The 16,474-nt window shown below is 61.0% G+C and carries 18 protein-coding genes, 1 tRNA gene and 3 pseudogenes; 8 read left to right on the forward strand and 14 right to left on the reverse strand.

Annotation, left to right across the window (positions count from 1 at the left end; translation table 11 throughout):
* Positions 1–2 precede the first annotated feature (2 nt).
* Complete coding sequence (locus HU715_RS12075) at positions 3–821, forward strand: autoinducer binding domain-containing protein (RefSeq protein WP_186706181.1); 819 nt, start codon at positions 3–5, stop codon at positions 819–821.
* Positions 822–860: 39 nt separating this feature from the next.
* Positions 861–1,478 carry a LysE family translocator gene (locus HU715_RS12080; protein WP_186706180.1) on the forward strand — a complete coding sequence of 206 codons (618 nt, stop codon included), beginning with the start codon at positions 861–863 and terminating at the stop codon, positions 1,476–1,478.
* Between the two features lie 40 nt (positions 1,479–1,518).
* Here the strand turns inward: HU715_RS12080 and HU715_RS12085 are convergent, their stop codons facing one another.
* Positions 1,519–1,821, reverse strand: a complete 303-nt coding sequence (locus tag HU715_RS12085) for a transposase (protein WP_186706179.1) — start codon at positions 1,819–1,821, stop codon at positions 1,519–1,521.
* A gap of 127 nt (positions 1,822–1,948) precedes the next feature.
* A pseudogene (locus HU715_RS12090) lies at positions 1,949–2,068 on the reverse strand (transposase); the annotation flags it as partial.
* Positions 2,069–2,265: 197 nt separating this feature from the next.
* Between HU715_RS12090 and HU715_RS12095 the strand changes: the two are divergent.
* Complete coding sequence (locus HU715_RS12095; protein ID WP_186706178.1) at positions 2,266–2,820, forward strand: oxidoreductase; 555 nt, start codon at positions 2,266–2,268, stop codon at positions 2,818–2,820.
* A gap of 70 nt (positions 2,821–2,890) precedes the next feature.
* Here the strand turns inward: HU715_RS12095 and HU715_RS27525 are convergent.
* Positions 2,891–3,112, reverse strand: a pseudogene (locus HU715_RS27525) (hypothetical protein); the annotation flags it as partial.
* Positions 3,113–3,221: 109 nt separating this feature from the next.
* A pseudogene (locus HU715_RS12100) lies at positions 3,222–3,550 on the reverse strand (transposase); the annotation flags it as partial.
* A 165-nt stretch (positions 3,551–3,715) separates the two neighbouring features.
* Between HU715_RS12100 and HU715_RS12105 the strand changes: the two are divergent.
* Positions 3,716–4,012 carry a DUF7660 family protein gene (locus HU715_RS12105; RefSeq protein WP_186706177.1) on the forward strand — a complete coding sequence of 99 codons (297 nt, stop codon included), beginning with the start codon at positions 3,716–3,718 and terminating at the stop codon, positions 4,010–4,012.
* Between the two features lie 211 nt (positions 4,013–4,223).
* On the opposite strand, the gene HU715_RS12110 is transcribed toward HU715_RS12105, so the two are convergent.
* The 6 genes from HU715_RS12110 to HU715_RS12135 form a co-directional block, all read right to left on the reverse strand.
* A tRNA-Gly gene (locus HU715_RS12110) sits at positions 4,224–4,299 on the reverse strand.
* A 63-nt stretch (positions 4,300–4,362) separates the two neighbouring features.
* Positions 4,363–4,923 (reverse strand): CDP-diacylglycerol--glycerol-3-phosphate 3-phosphatidyltransferase, encoded by a 561-nt coding sequence (gene pgsA, locus HU715_RS12115; protein ID WP_018608070.1) that lies wholly within the window; start codon positions 4,921–4,923, stop codon positions 4,363–4,365.
* Between the two features lie 32 nt (positions 4,924–4,955).
* Entirely contained in the window at positions 4,956–6,779 is a 1,824-nt protein-coding gene (gene uvrC / locus HU715_RS12120) for an excinuclease ABC subunit UvrC (RefSeq protein ID WP_186706176.1), read from the reverse strand.
* Between the two features lie 2 nt (positions 6,780–6,781).
* Positions 6,782–7,423 (reverse strand): response regulator transcription factor GacA, encoded by a 642-nt coding sequence (gacA, locus tag HU715_RS12125; protein ID WP_003200277.1) that lies wholly within the window; start codon positions 7,421–7,423, stop codon positions 6,782–6,784.
* A gap of 127 nt (positions 7,424–7,550) precedes the next feature.
* Positions 7,551–7,985 (reverse strand): GNAT family N-acetyltransferase, encoded by a 435-nt coding sequence (locus tag HU715_RS12130; protein WP_186706175.1) that lies wholly within the window; start codon positions 7,983–7,985, stop codon positions 7,551–7,553.
* A gap of 10 nt (positions 7,986–7,995) precedes the next feature.
* Positions 7,996–8,754: a carbon-nitrogen hydrolase family protein gene (locus HU715_RS12135; protein WP_186706174.1), complete on the reverse strand. Its 759-nt coding sequence runs from the start codon at positions 8,752–8,754 to the stop codon at positions 7,996–7,998.
* Positions 8,755–9,171: 417 nt separating this feature from the next.
* On the opposite strand from HU715_RS12135, the gene HU715_RS12140 reads away from it, so the two are divergent.
* Both HU715_RS12140 and HU715_RS12145 read left to right on the forward strand, forming a co-directional pair.
* On the forward strand, positions 9,172–9,324 hold the full coding sequence (locus tag HU715_RS12140) for a hypothetical protein (protein ID WP_003200270.1): 153 nt from the start codon (positions 9,172–9,174) through the stop codon (positions 9,322–9,324).
* A 47-nt stretch (positions 9,325–9,371) separates the two neighbouring features.
* Positions 9,372–10,433: a 3-deoxy-7-phosphoheptulonate synthase gene (locus HU715_RS12145; RefSeq protein WP_186706173.1), complete on the forward strand. Its 1,062-nt coding sequence runs from the start codon at positions 9,372–9,374 to the stop codon at positions 10,431–10,433.
* Positions 10,434–10,659: 226 nt separating this feature from the next.
* On the opposite strand, the gene hcnC is transcribed toward HU715_RS12145, so the two are convergent.
* The 3 genes from hcnC to hcnA are packed head-to-tail and all read right to left on the reverse strand — an operon-like array spanning position 10,660 to position 13,644.
* Complete coding sequence (hcnC, locus tag HU715_RS12150; RefSeq protein WP_186706172.1) at positions 10,660–11,919, reverse strand: cyanide-forming glycine dehydrogenase subunit HcnC; 1,260 nt, start codon at positions 11,917–11,919, stop codon at positions 10,660–10,662.
* Positions 11,912–13,321: a cyanide-forming glycine dehydrogenase subunit HcnB gene (gene hcnB / locus HU715_RS12155; RefSeq protein ID WP_186706171.1), complete on the reverse strand. Its 1,410-nt coding sequence runs from the start codon at positions 13,319–13,321 to the stop codon at positions 11,912–11,914. Before hcnB ends, hcnC begins: the two co-directional genes overlap by 8 nt.
* Positions 13,318–13,644, reverse strand: a complete 327-nt coding sequence (gene hcnA, locus HU715_RS12160; protein ID WP_434575355.1) for a cyanide-forming glycine dehydrogenase subunit HcnA — start codon at positions 13,642–13,644, stop codon at positions 13,318–13,320. Before hcnA ends, hcnB begins: the two co-directional genes overlap by 4 nt.
* Before the next feature lie 275 nt (positions 13,645–13,919).
* Here hcnA and HU715_RS12165 point away from each other — a divergent pair, with 275 nt between their 5' ends.
* Together HU715_RS12165 and HU715_RS12170 are read left to right on the forward strand one after the other, a co-directional pair.
* The gene (locus HU715_RS12165) at positions 13,920–14,603 is read left to right on the forward strand and encodes a response regulator transcription factor (RefSeq protein WP_053122824.1); all 684 of its coding nucleotides are present in this window, start codon (positions 13,920–13,922) and stop codon (positions 14,601–14,603) included.
* The gene (locus tag HU715_RS12170) at positions 14,581–15,966 is read left to right on the forward strand and encodes a sensor histidine kinase (RefSeq protein WP_186706170.1); all 1,386 of its coding nucleotides are present in this window, start codon (positions 14,581–14,583) and stop codon (positions 15,964–15,966) included. Before HU715_RS12165 ends, HU715_RS12170 begins: the two co-directional genes overlap by 23 nt.
* Positions 15,967–16,146: 180 nt before the next feature.
* Here the strand turns inward: HU715_RS12170 and HU715_RS12175 are convergent, their stop codons facing one another.
* Complete coding sequence (locus tag HU715_RS12175) at positions 16,147–16,392, reverse strand: DUF1652 domain-containing protein (protein WP_053185383.1); 246 nt, start codon at positions 16,390–16,392, stop codon at positions 16,147–16,149.
* Positions 16,393–16,474 lie beyond the last annotated feature (82 nt).

The raw sequence follows: 16,474 nt of genomic DNA on the forward strand, positions 1-16,474 counted from the left end.
CGATGGACCGCACCGACATGCGATGGCACTGGCCCTGCAGGCTTTCCAAGGGGATTTCACTGGGGTATAACAAACGTCGGGAAACGGCATCCGGAAATGGAGATTCGATGCGTACTTGGCTCGCAAACCTGCTGGCATGGACAAGCTCGGTCAAAGATGAGCAGGACTTGGTGAACGGCGTTCAACGTGTTGCCTGGGAGTTGGATTTCGAATGGTTTTCGTTCGGTGTCTGCACAGCCCTGCCTTTTTCCAACCCCATCATGCAGATGCGCTGCAATTTCTCGAGCACCTGGCAGCGCCGCTACAGCGACGCCGATTTCCTGCTTGTCGACCCTTCGGTACAGCGCGCGCGCGCCTGCACCACACCCTTTTTGTGGCAGGGAGAACTCCTGCGCAAGATGCCGCAGTTCTGGGAAGAAGCTCGCGCCGCAGGCCTGAGATACGGCTGGGCCTGCTCGCGTACCAATGCCTCGCGCCACCAGAGCATGCTGACCCTCGCCCGCGGCAGCTCTACGCTGGATGTGGCCGAACTCAATGCCAAGGAACTCAAGATGCGCTGGCTCGCCGAGACTATCGCGCCAGTGATGGAAAGGCTGCTGATCACCCCGTCCCATCAGGCCCAGCATTACCGGCTGACCGCACGGGAAATCGAGGTGCTACGTTGGACGGCCGATGGCAAGACGCAGGAAGAGATCGCGCAGATCCTGGCCATCTCCTTCGACACCGTCAAATTCCATGTGAAGAACGCCGTGGGCAAGCTCGGCGCCACTAACAAAACCGCAGCGGTGGTCAGGGCAGCCGTCCTGGGCATCATCAGTTGACCCCACATCTACCTCACAGGGAGCGTCACCGTGTTTCCAATGGACATCTGGTTCACCTACACCACAGCTTGCGTGCTGCTGGTCCTCTCTCCAGGCCCTGACAATTTGCTGGCGATAGGACGCGGGCTCAGCCAGGGTCGCCTGGCTGCCCTCGTGTCGGGCCTGTCGTCTGGCCTGGGTATCCTGTTTCACGTCACCACCGCGTCGCTGGGGCTCACGTTGTTGATCCAGACCTCGACCGTCGCCTTCTGGGTGGTCAAGTTGGTGGGGGCAGCCTACCTGCTCTGGCTCGGGATAAAGGTGCTGCGTTCCAGGAGCCTGGTGACCTTCGCACCCGCCGCGCGGCAGCCCCTTCGAAACATATTGCTCACAGGTTTCCTTTCCGCGGCGCTCAATCCCAAGCCAGGGTTGTTCGTGCTGGCGTTCATCCCTCAATTCATCAATCCTGCACTCGGCTCGGTCACTGTGCAGATGCTGGTCTACGGGTTCTGGTTCGCTCTGCTGACGGCCGTGGGATTTTCGCTGATGGGGATTTTCGCCACGCGCCTGTCGCAATACATTTGTCGACGCCCGCGCCTTGCCAACGGACTCAACCTCGGCGCGGGATTGACCTTCATCGTGTCAGGACTTTCCATCGCTGCTCTTAGCCAGAAATAACTGCGTTCGGTGGTGAGCCAGATGGCGTCGATGCGGATCATTAAGGGAGTTCACGGACAAAGCGGGCGCAGCCGTCAGGATCGGAAGTTGGCCATTTCACGGTGATCGATTGCTCGCCAATAATCGCCAACGTTTCCGCCTGCCGTTTGGGCGTAGCTCTCAACGGAACGAAAGCCGGCAACGCCGCTGGCGGCTGATCTCGGTAAAGCGGTATCCACTTGCGGATAACGTTGGCGTTGATGCCGCGGCTGATGGCAACGCTGGATAGGGTTGCCCCCGGTTGTAGGCATTCCTGAACAACCTGGGCTTTGAAGGGCTTCGGGTAAGAGCTTCGTTGGCGCATGGAAATCCGACGTGCTTGGTTATCTCATGCAGCGACAACTTATCTCGAAAGTGAATACGCCGAATCTTGCCCATCATTTCCATGCTGATCACCTCGACGCGTCCATACCGTCGAACTTGGCGCGCTACTTATAGAGGATCGCCAAGCTGATGCCGTGCTCGCGGCACAGCTCCGGGACTGGGCTGCCGACCTCAGTTTACTTAAGAATGGCAATGATTTGGCTGTCGGAAAAACGCGATGTCTTCACGCAAAATTTCCCTGATCCAATCAGGAGAAAATTCTACTTCCGACGAGTACGTGTTTCATGGGGCTAGTTCACATTACCAGTTTTCGGTCAGCGGCAACACTGTGTGTTCTGACAGGTCTAATTTCCGTCCTCCTTGTTATGGTTTGAGTCCAATTGATTAGCCGGACGACTAATCAACACTTTTAAAGGAGGAAACAGTGTCCCGACTATTCTCGCCGCTAACATTGCGCGGAACTACTATTCGAAATCGAATTGGTATGGCGCCCATGTGTCAATACGTGTCCGACGACTCGCTGGTGAATGACTGGCACAAAGTTCACCTGGGTGCTCGGGCAATTGGGGGGGTAGGTCTTATCATCCTCGAGGCCACCTCTGTGACTGCGGACGGACGAGTAACACCCCAGGATCTTGGTCTCTGGTCGGACGCGGCAGTGCCAAAACTCAGGGAACTTGCTTCATTCTTGAGTGCGCAGGGGAGTGTTCCAGGCATTCAACTTTCCCATGCGGGTCGTAAGGCCAGTCGTCTAAGGCCTTGGGAGGGTGACCTTCCATTGCTCGCGGAGCAAGGAGGCTGGGAGCCTGTCGGGCCGAGCCCGATTCCATTTGCAAAAGGATATGCTGTGCCCCGTGAGCTGGATCTTTCGGAAATACCAGCGTTACAGGAGGCCAGACTCACTAGCCTGCCCCGAGTATGTCGCCCGTATAACGTCCAACCAATACCAAGAATTTTGTTTATCGTTGCCGCAGAGTGAACGCTCAGAAGGCCAACGCTGACATGATCACGGATTGCGGCACTTCAGGAAGCCGCGAAACATCACATGGCTACTCCGTGAGTCCGCGATGTGAATTCAGTGTTCCCAAGCCCCTCCACAGCCCCGCCATTATCCCCAGCCCCTCTTGAACAATATCGGTCAACAGATGCTCATCTGGCGCATGCTGAGCACAGGCTGCGTAGGAATGAGGTATCCACAGCGTCGGTAACCCGAGGGAATGGGCAAACATATCGTTAGGGATAGACCCACCGATATTGGGCAGAACTACGGGCGCACGTCCAACCGAGCGAGAAATTGAAGCCATGGTTATCGAAATGCTCTCTGAGAATTGTCTCGATTGATTCGTATGCAGTTCATACGACAAATCGCATGGGGCAGCCGAAGTCGGCCATGTTTTTGAACTCCGGAGCCAAACGCCCCGTTAGCCACATCAACTCGACGTTGCGCTCGGCCTCACGCTCAAGCCGGCGACTGGACTGAATCCAATTGAGGCAGCCGTAGATATAGATCTTCCGCAAGACCGCTGGGTGGTGGCTGGCCGACCGGTTGCGGCAGGATCGACGCCCTCAAACCCAAGTGCGCCCAAGTCGAGTTCATCGACGAAAACGTCGACCACTCGCACTGGATTTTCTTCGGTTACGTAATCGTCCAGACACTCCGGCAGCAAGGTGACTTGCGTCCGGGCCTCGCCTTCAATGAATCGCTTCATGATCGCCCCTGTTACGACCTCGACGACGAAAAGGTTAGACGATTGCTTGCCCTTTCTCACAGCCTCCCCCAAAGAGAAAGTAAGCTTGCTCCTCATCTCGTGGCATAGCAGCATAGTGAGAATTTACTCCTTCGCTATCACCTATCCCGCACTTCCAAGGTCACCATGTCCATAAGTCTTGATGAGCTACTGAAAACCGTAGACGACGAACAGTCATTCATCGGCTTCATTGAAGCTCTAGGTATGGATTTCGCCGATGAGCGTTTGCTGGAAGAGAGCTCTCCGTCGTCTCCCTATGGACCGGGGGCGTTGGGATGGGAAAACGGCTCTATTGATACCTTTCTTGATGCTGCCGCAGCGTGGGCGACTGCCAGCTCACGCAGTTCCCCTTTGAGTGCCAGTAGATCAAACGTATGGCAACGCTGTGCGGCCATTCTGCTGGCTGGTAAATTTTATGAGTGAGCCCAGCCATTGCTGTTCGAAGGACTACGACCGAACAAAGGCTGCCGGTCGTGAAAATCCACTATCGGCTCATACTGCTTCAAACCGCAGGTCTTGAACTGCTCGGCGGTGTTTTCACACAGGCTGGGCCCGAAGTAGCCATGTCGACATGAGTGCAGACATTTTTTAGGCACAAAAAAAGCCACTCAGATGAGTGGCTTTTTTTGAATCTTGGAGCGGGAAACGAGACTCGAACTCGCGACCCCGACCTTGGCAAGGTCGTGCTCTACCAACTGAGCTATTCCCGCGTCTTGGTGTGGCGCATTCTATAGATTCAAATTACGCCGTCAACCCTTTGATTCAAAAAAGTTTTATTTCGGCTCAACATCCGTCCGCAGATGCGGCCAGGCGGCGCGCAGGTATTGGACCATCGACCACAGCGTAAGCCCTGCGGAAACCAGCAACAGCGCATAGCCCAACAGCACCCAGAAACTGAAATCCGAAGGGTTGGCCAGCAGGATCACCAGGGCGAGCATCTGCGCGGCGGTTTTCCATTTGCCGAGGTTCGACACCGCGACCTGGGCGCGGGCGCCCAGTTCGGCCATCCATTCACGGAGCGCCGAGACGACGATTTCGCGGCCGATGATCACCGCCGCCGGCAAGGTCAGCCAGAGGTTGCCGTGCTCTTGCACCAGCAGCACCAGGGCCACCGCGACCATCAGCTTGTCGGCCACCGGGTCGAGGAAGGCACCGAACGGCGTGCTCTGCTCGAGGCGTCGGGCCAGGTAACCATCCAGCCAGTCCGTCGCGGCGGCGAAGGCGAAGACCGAGGCGGAAGCCACGTAGCTCCAGTGGTACGGCAAATAGAACAGCAAAATGAAGATCGGAATGAGCAGGACGCGTAGAACGGTAATCAGATTTGGGATATTCATCGGCACAACTGGCTGCGAGGTTGACGGGCATTCTACTCGCTGTGCAGGTTTGCATAAATCGACTCAGCGAGCTTTTTACTGATACCGGGTGCTTTGGCTATCTCCTCGATGCTGGCACGAGACAGTTCCTGCAATCCACCAAAATGTTTCAACAAGTCGCGACGGCGCGTCGGGCCGACGCCTGCCACACCTTCCAGTGTAGACGTACGGCGCGTCTTGCCGCGACGGGCACGGTGTCCGGTGATGGCGAAACGGTGGGCTTCGTCGCGGATCTGCTGGATCAGGTGCAGCGCCGGCGAATCGCCCTTGAGGGTGAATTCATGGGCGGCATCGTTGAGATACAAGGTCTCGAAACCGGCCTTGCGCGTCGCGCCCTTGGCCACGCCCAGCAGGATCAGGTCGGGGACCATCAGCTCATTGAGCACATCGCGGGCCATCGACAACTGGCCCTTGCCGCCGTCCACCAGAAGGATGTCCGGCAACTTGCCCTCCCCGTCCTTGAGCTTGCCGAAGCGGCGCATCAATGCCTGGTGCATCGCCGCGTAGTCATCGCCGGGCGTGACGCCTTCGATGTTGTAGCGGCGGTAATCGGACTTGATCGGGCCTTCCGGACCGAAGACCACGCAGGACGCCACGGTCGCCTCGCCACTGGAATGGCTGATGTCGTAGCACTCCAGTCGCTGCGGCGGCTCGTCCAGGTTGAGGACATCGGCCAGGGCATCGAACCGCGCCGCCACGTGTTGCCGGTTGGCCAGGCGCGCGCCCAAGGCCTGCTCGGCGTTGGTCACCGCCAGTTGCTGCCAACGGGCACGGGTGCCGCGAACGCGGTGGCTGATGGTCAGTTCACGACCGCGAAGCTTGTCGATGGCTTCGATCAGGGCCGGGAAATCCTCATGGACCACATTGACGATCAACTCGGCAGGCAAGTCGCGTTCCGGACTGCTGATGTAGTACTGGCCCAGGAAAGCGGCCATGACCTCGGCCACGTCTTCCTCGATACCCACTTGCGGGAAGAAGTTCTTGCTGCCCAGCACGCGACCGCCCCGCACGCTGATCAAATGCACGCAGGCGCCGCCCGGGTTGATGAACGCGGCGATTACATCAACGTCACCGCTGCCACCTTCCATGCTTTGCTGGTCCTGCACGCGGCGCAGCAGGCCGATCTGGTCCCGCAGTTCGGCGGCCCGTTCGAACTCAAGGTTGACCGCCGCCTCCTCCATGGCCGCCGACAGTTCATCGGTCAGCGCATTGCTGCGGCCTTCCAGGAACATCACCGAGTGACGCACGTCCTCGGCGTAGACCTGCGGCTCGACAAACCCCACACAAGGCGCCTTGCAGCGCTTGATCTGGTATTGCAGGCAGGGCCGGGTGCGGTTCTTGTAGTAGCTGTCTTCACACTGGCGAACGAAAAACGTCTTCTGCAACAGGCTGAGGCTTTCACGAATCGCCCCGGCGCTGGGATACGGGCCGAAATAGCGACCCTTGGCCTTTTTTGCGCCTCGATGAATGCTCAGGCGCGGAAAGGCCCCGTCGGACAGAAACACGTAGGGGTAGGATTTGTCGTCCCGCAGCAGGATGTTGTACGGCGGGCGCCATTCCTTGATCAGCGTCTGCTCGAGCAGCAGCGCCTCGGTTTCATTGGCGGTGATCGTCGTTTCGATTTGCGCGATGCGCCCCACCAGGGCGGAGGTCTTCGGCGCGAGGCCGGTCTTGCGAAAGTAACTGGCCAGGCGTTTCTTGAGGTTCTTGGCCTTGCCGACGTAAAGCAGGCGCGCCTCGCTGTCGAACATGCGGTACACGCCGGGGCGACCGCTGCAAGTGGAGAGGAACGCGCTGGGATCAAACAATTCAGTCATGTTCAGGCGCTGGCATCGACCATGCCGTGGCGCACCGCCAACAGTGTCAATTCGACGTCACTGCTGATCGAAAGCTTCTCGAAGATACGGTAACGGTAGGTGTTGACGGTTTTAGGCGACAGGCACAGCTTGTCGGAGATGATCTGCACCTTCTGGCAACCGACAATCATCAGGGCAATCTGGATTTCCCGCTCCGACAGTGCGTCGAAGGGCGAGTCGTTGGTTGGCTGGAACGACTTGATCGCCAATTGCTGGGCGATTTGCGGGCTGATGTAGCGCTGCCCGGCAAAAACCAGACGAATGGCCTGGACCATCTCGTTCAAGCCAGCGCCCTTGGTGAGGTAACCCGCCGCGCCCGCCTGCAACAGCCGGGTGGGGAATGGGTCCTCTTCACAGACGGTCACTGCGACCACCTTGATATCCGGGTGACTGCGCAGCAGCTTGCGCGTGGCTTCCAGGCCGCCGATGCCGGGCATCTTGACGTCCATCAGCACCACGTCGGGCTTCAATTCACGCGCCTTGATCAGGGACTCTTCCCCGGATTCAGCCTGGCCAACTACCTGCAGGCCATCGATGTCAGCCAGCATTCGTGTAATGCCCGTACGGACGAGATCATGGTCATCGACCACTAACACCCTAATCAAGCAGACACCTCACGATTTGGTCTTATTTGGGTTGCACGACACCTTAGCAAAAAAGCATCCCGCAGACCTAGCGCCAAGGGACAGATAAAAGTTACAACGCATCTTTATCGCCACGGTATCCGAGGCTTCAAGCACCGGCGTCTCGCTGCATCCTCAGGAAACACTCGTCCTCGCCGACGACCCGCAGGCCCATGCGTTCGTACAACGCCCTGGCCGGATTATCCTTGAATACGGTCAGGCGCAGCGCCGGCCGACGCTCCAACCCCACCAAGTCCCAAACCTGTCCGATCGCCCAGGTCCCGGCGCCCTGTCCACGAAACGCCTGGTCAATCTGCAATTCGCGAATGTACAACGCCCGGGCATCACGGCTGAGGCTGACAAACCCCAGCGCCTGGCCTGCCCGGCTGATTATCCAGTTCTGGCGAATGATCCAGGCCAGGTCGAACGCTTCGTCCTGCCAGAGCAAATCATGCCTGAGGTAATAAGCAAGCATGTTGTCGCAGGTCAGTTGCCGGGCGAAGTCGATATCCCCGTTCGTTGCGGCACGCCATTCGAAACTCATGAATACCTCGTTAAAGCACTGCCACCGGCATGACTTGTCCGGCCCAGCCGTTGGCGCCGCGGCGAGCGATCACCAACCACTCACCCGTGCCCGGTGCTGCCACGAGCAGCGAACCGTCCGGGCCCCAAATGGCGCTGCGGCCAGCCGATTCCCAACCGCCCGTGACGCCGCCATGATTCGCCATCAGCACGGTCATGGTGTGATGCCGGGCATAGCCTTGCAACAAGGTCGTATCCGGCACGTAGCCACCCTCGGTGATCAACACCCCCGCGGCATACAGCGTCGCGCCCTGCCCGGCTGCCGCGGCCGCATGGCTGGCGTGGGAGAAATCAGCACACACCGCCAGCGCGATGCGATCCTGCCCCATCGTCAGCATCGAGCCACCATGGCCCGGGGCGAAGGCGACTTCTTCCCCCGGGTGCAGGTGCTGCTTGCTGTACACCCCGAGGGAACCGTCGGCGCCGAGCACCAGCGCGCCGATCAACACCGGGCCGTCCGCCGACAGCCGAATCGGCATGCCCACCACAGTGGTCAGACCGAGCGCTTGCGCCAAATCACGCAGCGGTTGCAGTACGGCATCCTCCGGCAGGACCGCCAGATCTGCCGCCAGGCCACGTTCGTAACCGGTGAGCGACAACTCAGGAAAGACCAGCAACTGCACCCCCTGTTCAGCGGCGGCTTGCATGAAACGCTGATGGCTGGCGAGATTGGCGCGAGTGTCCCCCGCAATGGAAATCGACTGGGCGGCGGCGAAGGTTGGAACGGTCATGGTTCATCCCTGGAAGGCGGTGCAAACCTGAAGTGTGTCATAAAGCCCTGCGGACTCAAGCCAGAGCGAACACTTACATGCCCCCGATAGAATTTTCTAATTGAACCGGCGCCCCGCCCTCTAGTAAGCTCGGGGCCATTCATCGGAGACAGACCATGTTCAACGCCCTCTCACCGCTTAAAACCGCCAGCGCCCCGCGCTCGGTTGCGGCTGCCCGGGCGAACAGCGTTCAAACTCCGGTCAGCTTTTATTTTGGGTATTGGTTTAGCCACTGGCGCGCCTGATACCCAACCGGCGCCCACTTTAAACGGGTCGCCTTCCAGAGTTTTCCAAACCCCCGGTCGGCCTCCCGACCGGGGGTTTTGTTTTTTTCAGGCCCCAAACATTTGCAGCATCAGACAACTTGAGGATTGAGCCATGAACTACGCCACTTATTACCGTTACGACAGTTTTTCCGCCTGGCGATTTACCAGCCACCGTTCGGGACAGCCTGCCGCCTCCGATCGGTCACCTACCGGTGGCAAGCCTCAATTGCGGGCCAATCCGGCCAATTGTCGAACACCCCACTAGGACCGGCGCGCGGGAACGAACCCGCCACCCGTCCAGGAAGCCAAATCATGAATTCGTCCGTCTCCGCTTTGCCGCTGTCCACGCTCAATCCTGCCAACGAAGCCCTGACCCTGCGTCTGCCCAGTTCGTTGCAACTCAAGCAGCAATTGCCGCTCAGCACCGCGTTGAGCCACCAAGTGGGTGCCCATCGCCAGGCCATCCGCGCGATCCTCGACGGTGAAGATGCCCGCCTGCTGGTCATCGTCGGCCCCTGCTCGATCCACGATCCGAAATCCGCCCTCGAATACGCCGCCAACCTGGCTCGCCTGGCCCACGAAGTGAGTGACAGCATGCTATTGGTCATGCGTGCCTACGTGGAAAAGCCCCGCACGACCGTCGGTTGGAAAGGCCTGGCCTACGACCCTGGCCTGGACGGCAGCGATGACATGGGCGCCGGCCTGACCTTGTCCCGGGCGCTAATGCGCGACGTACTCCAGTTGGGCCTGCCCGTCGCCACCGAATTGCTGCAACCCATGGCCGCCAATTACTTCGATGACCTGCTCAGTTGGGTCGCCATTGGCGCGCGCACCACCGAATCGCAGATCCACCGGGAAATGGCCAGCGGCCTGGGCATGCCGGTAGGGTTCAAGAACGGCACGGACGGCGGAGTCGGCATTGCCTGCGACGCCATGCGCTCTGCGGCCCACCCCCATCGGCATTTCGGCGTCGACAGCCAGGGGCATCCGGCGATCATCCAGACGCCGGGCAACCCCGACACCCATCTGGTGCTGCGCGGCGGCCATCGTGGGCCGAACTATGACCGCCAGAGCGTCTCGCAGATACACCACGACCTGACCCGCCTGGAGATACCGGCGCGGATCATGGTGGATTGCAGCCACGCCAACAGCGGCAAAGACCCGTTGCGCCAGCCCCAGGTTTTCAATGACGTGCTGGAACAACGACTGCAAGGGAACCGTTCCCTGATCGGCATGATGCTCGAAAGTCACCTGTTCGAAGGCTGCCAGCCGCTGGGCCCGTCGATGCGCTACGGCGTCTCGGTCACCGATGGTTGCCTGGGCTGGGAGTCCACCGAGCAACTATTGCGTGAGGCTCATCGCAAGCTGCAATGACTAATAGGTACTGACTGACCTGACGTCATTCGCGAGCAGGCTCGCTCCCACAGGGCTCTGTGGTGTACCAGGATTTCAGGTACACCACCGCCCCCCTTGTGGGAGCGAGCCTGCTCGCGATAGTGGTATGTCAGGCGACATTGATGTTGGCTGATACGACGCCATCGCGAGCAGGCTCGCTCCCACAGTTCTTGTCCCCGGGTGGCTGCTGGCGTGCGGCGATTGCTCAGGCCAGCTCCACTTCCCTGGGCTTTACCGTCGGCGCCACTTCGAAGCGATCCGCCAGGAACGGCGTGATGTCCAGTGGCAGGGGCTCATTGTTCACCAGTTTATCCAGCAGCACCCCGGTGATGGCCGAGGTCAGGATGCCGGTGCGAAAATGCCCGCAGGCGTTGAGGTAGCCCGCCACTCCGCGCATCGGCCCCAAGATCGGCAACTCATCGGGCGAACCCGGGCGCAGGCCGGCCCAGGTTCGTTTCAGATTGATGTCGATCAACTGCGGGATACAGCGCACCGCGCCTTGCACCAGCCCTTCGATTTCCGGATAAGTCGTGGTCACGTCGAAGCCTTTGTCTTCAGTGGTGCTGCCAATCAGGATTTCACCGTTGTCTTTCTGCGCCACATAGCAGTCGCTGGTGGTCAGGCAGCCGTTGAGGATTTTCGGCATGCGCTCCGTCAGCAGGATCTGGCCCTTGACCGGTTTGACCGGAATCCGCACGCCGGTGGCCTGCTCGCTCAGGTCCGCGGCCCAGGCACCGGCCGCGTTGATCAGGGTTCGGCAGTTGAACGTCCCCGCCTCGGCGGTTTGCACCCCGGTCACCCGCGTGCCGCTGCGCAGCACCTCGGTCACATGGGTGTTGAAGAACAGGTCGACGCCGTTCTGTCGGGCGCCTTCGGTGTAGGCATCGGCCAGGCGGAACGGACTGACCTGGTGATCACAGAGAAATTCCAGCGCGCCCAGGGCCTCATGGCTGACATTCGGCTCTGCCGAGCGCAGGGCCGCCTGGTCGAGCCAGCGCACCTGGTCTGCCAGGTGGGGAATGCAGGCGACGATGTGCTCAGCGTACGAACGGTCTTCCTCGTCGTAGATCACGAACTTGAGCCCGGTCTCCTCGAACTTGAAATCCATGCCGTGACGGTCGATCAATTCGCGGTGCAACTGCGGATACATTGCGTTGGACTGCAAGGCGAAATCGAAGAACGACTGGGGCAGGATGTGCGGGGTGCTGGCATCCACCGCCACAGCGGCGCCCTGGGTCTGGCGCTTGCGGTTGGCCGACATCATGCGAAAGAAGATCACCCCGCATCCCAGGCCCACCGACTCACCGATGGCCCACAGCCCACCCGCCGAAGCCCGGGTCGCGTTGCCGGGGCGCTTGGCGTCGATCAAGGCGATCCTCAGGTGTTTGCGCTTGGACAGTTGATAGGCGCACGAAGCCCCGATCACACCACCTCCGGCGATGACCACGTCATAATCCTTAATCATGGGAAACGGCCTCCGTGGCGACGTTCTGGAACGCTGAAAAGGGAATCGGATCGATGGGAAAACGTGGCCTCAGCCAACCGACGTCGGCGCGACCGGTGGCTTCGCGCAAGCGATCGCTGCAGTAGCCAACGCACATCCGCCCCTGGCAATCGCCCATGCTCACGCGGGTGCGCATCTTCAGGCTGGCCATGTCCTGCACGCCTTGCTCCAGCGCCCGGTCGATGTCGGCGCGGGTGGCCTGTTCACAGCGGCAGATCACCGTGTCGGCGGCCGGCAAGGCGGTTTGTCCGGCGCCACGCTGGGTGTAGCGATCCACGGCGGCGCGAAAGCGAATGATCCGCTGCAATTGCGCCTGGTAGCGTTCCCGTTGGGCCAGGGCCTCGGACGGATCGAGTACGTTGCGTTGCATCAGGATCGACAGCGCTGCGATGCGCCCGCTGAGCATGGCCGCTTCACCGCCACGAATCCCACCCATGTCGCCGGCCAGGTGAATGTGCGCTTCGCTGCTTTGCTGCCAGGCATCGGACACCGCCCGCAAATAGCCGTCCTCGCTGAAACCGTGCTCCAGGCCCATCTGCTGGCTTAATTGAGTCCGCGGAATAAAGCCGTAGCCGACCGCCAGGGTCTGGGCCGGCACCTGTTCGGCGCGTTTGAGGTCGGGTTCCCAGGTCGTGGAGTAAGGCGCGACGGTGACGTGGCTCAACTCGCCCTCGCCGTCAGCCTGTACCACGCCCCAACCATAGCGCACGGGAATGCGATTGAGCTTGAGGTAGGCCAACATGCTCAGGCCATCGAGGAACAGCTGCGGCTTGTTCAGCAACGCCAGGCTTTCCTTGGCGATGCGGCCGAACGCGCAGGCTTCGAAGACGCCCGCCACCGCCACGCCCGAAGCGTGCAGTTGGCAGGCCACCAGCGGCAGCAACGGGCCGGTGCCGGCGATCACCACCGGGCTCGGCGGCCTGACCACGCCGCTCTTGATCTGCAATTGCAGGCCGCCGAGCATCATCACCCCCGGCAGCGTCCAGCCTGGAAACGGCACGCTGCGTTCATGACAACCGGCCGCCAGGACCAGATGGGAATAGGCGACCTCCCCCAGGCGCTCGTCGGCATCCAGCAGCATCAGCGCCCGGAAGCCTTCTGCACCGATGACCCGGCTACTTAATCGCACGTCGATCAGGCCGGCGCGTTGCTGGAATTCACCGTGGAGTTTCTCCAGGGCGTCACTGTAGCGCGACCCCAGGTAGTCGAGGCTGACGCCATCGCGCAGCGGCCCGCGATACACGACGCCACCGAGGCGCGGCGCCTCTTCGAGCAGTGTGCAACGAACCCCGTGGGAGGCCAGCTCGATGGCCGTTGCCATGCCCGCCGGCCCACCGCCGACAATCACCGGATCCAGGCTCATGGCGCCTCCGTTTCGGTGATGCGGTTGACCCGGGTTTCGATCTGCATGCCAGGGCGCACCAGGGTCTGGCAGGCACGGCGCTTGTGACGACCATCGATCTTGACCAGGCAGCATTGGCACACGCCCATGCCGCAGTAGGCGCCGCTGATCTGGTCGTGGTCGTTGCGGGCCACCTGGCGTTGCCCCAGGGACTGGATGACGGTGAGGACGGTTTCGCCGTGGGCAGCGCTGACAGCCTGCCCGTCCAAGCGCACCGTCATATCGGCCTGTGCCAGCGGCTGGATATCGAATTTCCGGCGTAGAAGGTCTGAAGGTTGCATCATGCTGCTCTTCCTTGAAGGTTCTGTGGGGGTCGGCTCCTTGCGGCACACCATCACCGGTTCGCATCAGTGCCCGGCAGCGGCAGCGCGCCAAAGCAGGGCAACAGACGCCACATGATAGTGCGCACGAAATTTATGTTAGGGATTATTTGTGACCAGGTGTTGATCCAGGCCAGCGAATCGGCTCGTCGGCTCATGAACTTTTTTTCAGAAAGCCGACAGGTATTCTTTGGCAGAATGCTGCGCAATCGCTCCATTTTCTCTACAGGGTACCGCCCATGAACCGCATCCTGACCATCGAAGACGACGCCGTGACCGCTCGTGAAATCGTTGCCGAGCTGACCCGCAACGGCCTGGATGTCGATTGGGTCGACAACGGTCGTGAAGGCCTGGAACGGGCTGTCAGCGGCGACTACGACCTGATCACCCTCGACCGCATGCTGCCCGAACTCGATGGCCTGGTGATTGTCACCACCCTGCGCACCATGGGCGTGGCCACGCCGATCCTGATGATCAGCGCCCTCTCCGATGTGGACGAACGTGTGCGTGGCCTGCGGGCCGGCGGCGACGACTACCTGACCAAGCCGTTCGCCACCGACGAAATGGCCGCCCGGGTCGAAGTGCTGCTGCGGCGCAACAATGGCACCCGCGAGCCGGAAACCGCGCTGCGGGTGGCCGACCTGGAGCTGAACCTGATCAGCCGCGAAGCCAGCCGCAACGGACAGCTGCTCAGCCTGCTGCCCACCGAATACAAGCTGCTGGAGTTCCTGATGCGCAACAGCGGCCAGATTCTCTCGCGCATGATGATCTTCGAGGAAGTCTGGGGTTATCACTTCGACCCCGGCACCAACCTGATCGACGTCCACATCGGCCGCCTGCGCAAGAAAATCGACCCGCCGGGCCTGGAACCGCTGATTCGCACGGTACGGGGTTCCGGCTATGTCATTGCTGAACCCCGCTAAGGGCTGGCGCTCCTCCAGCAGCCGTCTGCTGGCGCTGTACAGTTCGCTGTTCGTGATCTGGAGCGCGATCCTGATGGGGGTGATGTATTACGAAGTGTTTGGCTACCTCGACAGCCTGGCCAAGCACTCCCTGATGCAGCGCCAACACCTGTTCGCGCGGATCCACGGCGACCAACTGGAAGACGCGCTCATGGCCAGCCTGACGCTGGACGAGCGTGGGGTCGACGCCTACGGGCTGTTCGATCCGCAATTGCGCCATTTGAGCGGACCGATCCAGAGGGTGCCCGCCGACCTGCCGCTGGACGGCAAGATCCACATGCTCGGCGGCTGCGTCGATTCCGATCAACCGGGCGTGCCTTCCGACAGCTGCGACGCGGTGGCGACCCGGACCCAAGACGGTCGCTGGCTGGTCCTGGCCCGGGACAACGGCTCGCTGTTCGCCGTGACGCGGATCATCTTGCACGCGCTGTTCTGGGGGGTATCGCTGACGATCCTGCCGGGCATCGCGGGTTGGCACCTGTTGCGCCGCCGACCGCTACGACGGATTCGCCAGTTGCAGGCCAGCGCCGAAGCCATCGTCGCCGGTGACCTGACCCATCGCCTGCCGTTGTCGAGCCGGCGCGATGAGCTGGACATGCTGGCGGCGATCGTCAATGCCATGCTCGAACGCATCGAACGCTTGATGAACGAGGTCAAGGGTGTATGCGACAACATCGCCCATGACCTGCGCACCCCGTTGACGCGCTTGCGCGCCCAACTTTATCGCATCCAGCAGCAAGCACCGGACGGCTCCGCCGAGGCCTTGCAGATGGACCAGGTGCTCGCCGAGACCGACACCCTGATGGCGCGGTTCCGTGGCTTGTTGCGGATTTCCGAACTGGAGGACCAGCAGCGGCGCTCGGGCTTCGTGCGCCTCGATCCGTTGCAGCTACTGCAAGAACTGCATGATTTTTATCTGCCGCTGGCCGAGGAAGGCGAACTGACCTTTATCCTGGAGGTGCCCGACGCCCTGCCCCTGCTCAATGGCGACCGGGCCTTGCTGTTCGAGGCCGTGTCGAACCTGTTGAGCAACTCCATCAAGTTCACCCCACCGGGGGGCACCGTGATCCTGCGCGGGGTCGATCAGGGCGACAGCACGCGCATCGAAGTGCTCGACTCCGGCCCCGGCATCCCCGAGGCCGAGCGCAAGGCCGTGTTTCGCCGCTTCTACCGCGCCGAGGGCAGCAGCCAGCACGGCGGATTTGGCCTGGGCCTATCGATCGTCGCGGCGATCGTCAATCTGCATGGGTTCACGTTGGAAGTGGGTAGCAGCGAACACGGCGGCGCGCGGTTGGTGCTCGATTGCCGGGCGACGTTGTTGTAGACATAGGGCTGGAGCAACACCTGTGGCGAGGGAGCTTGCTCCCGCTCGGCTGCGAAGCAGTCGCAAAACCGATGGATAGGATTTGGCTGGCGTGTGCATCCGACAGATATTGGGGCCGCTGCGCGCCCCAGCGGGAGCAAGCTCCCTCGCCACAAAGTGTGGTGTGCCAGATCTTAGTTATCAAGGCTCACTGCGATGCGGCGGGGTGTTTTGCAGCTCGTAGCGCAGCTCATCGATCAACTTGGCGATGCTCTCTTCCGAGCGGACGCTGTCGACACTCATGCCGCTTACCACCAGGTCCACCTCACCGCTTTCACGGTGATACAGGCGCACGGTGAGGGTACCGTCACCATTGAGGCTGCATTCGCAGGCCAAGGGCGTAAAACTTTCTTCAAGGCGGGCACGCAAGGGGGCCAGATGGGTCATACGATGCACCTCAGCCCCGGGGGCGCAAATGAACGGTAGACAGCTCCGACCTCCTGGTCCGCATAGACATCCTGTCGCTCAC

This window comes from Pseudomonas zanjanensis, assembly GCF_014268745.2.
Taxonomy (GTDB): domain Bacteria; phylum Pseudomonadota; class Gammaproteobacteria; order Pseudomonadales; family Pseudomonadaceae; genus Aquipseudomonas; species Aquipseudomonas zanjanensis.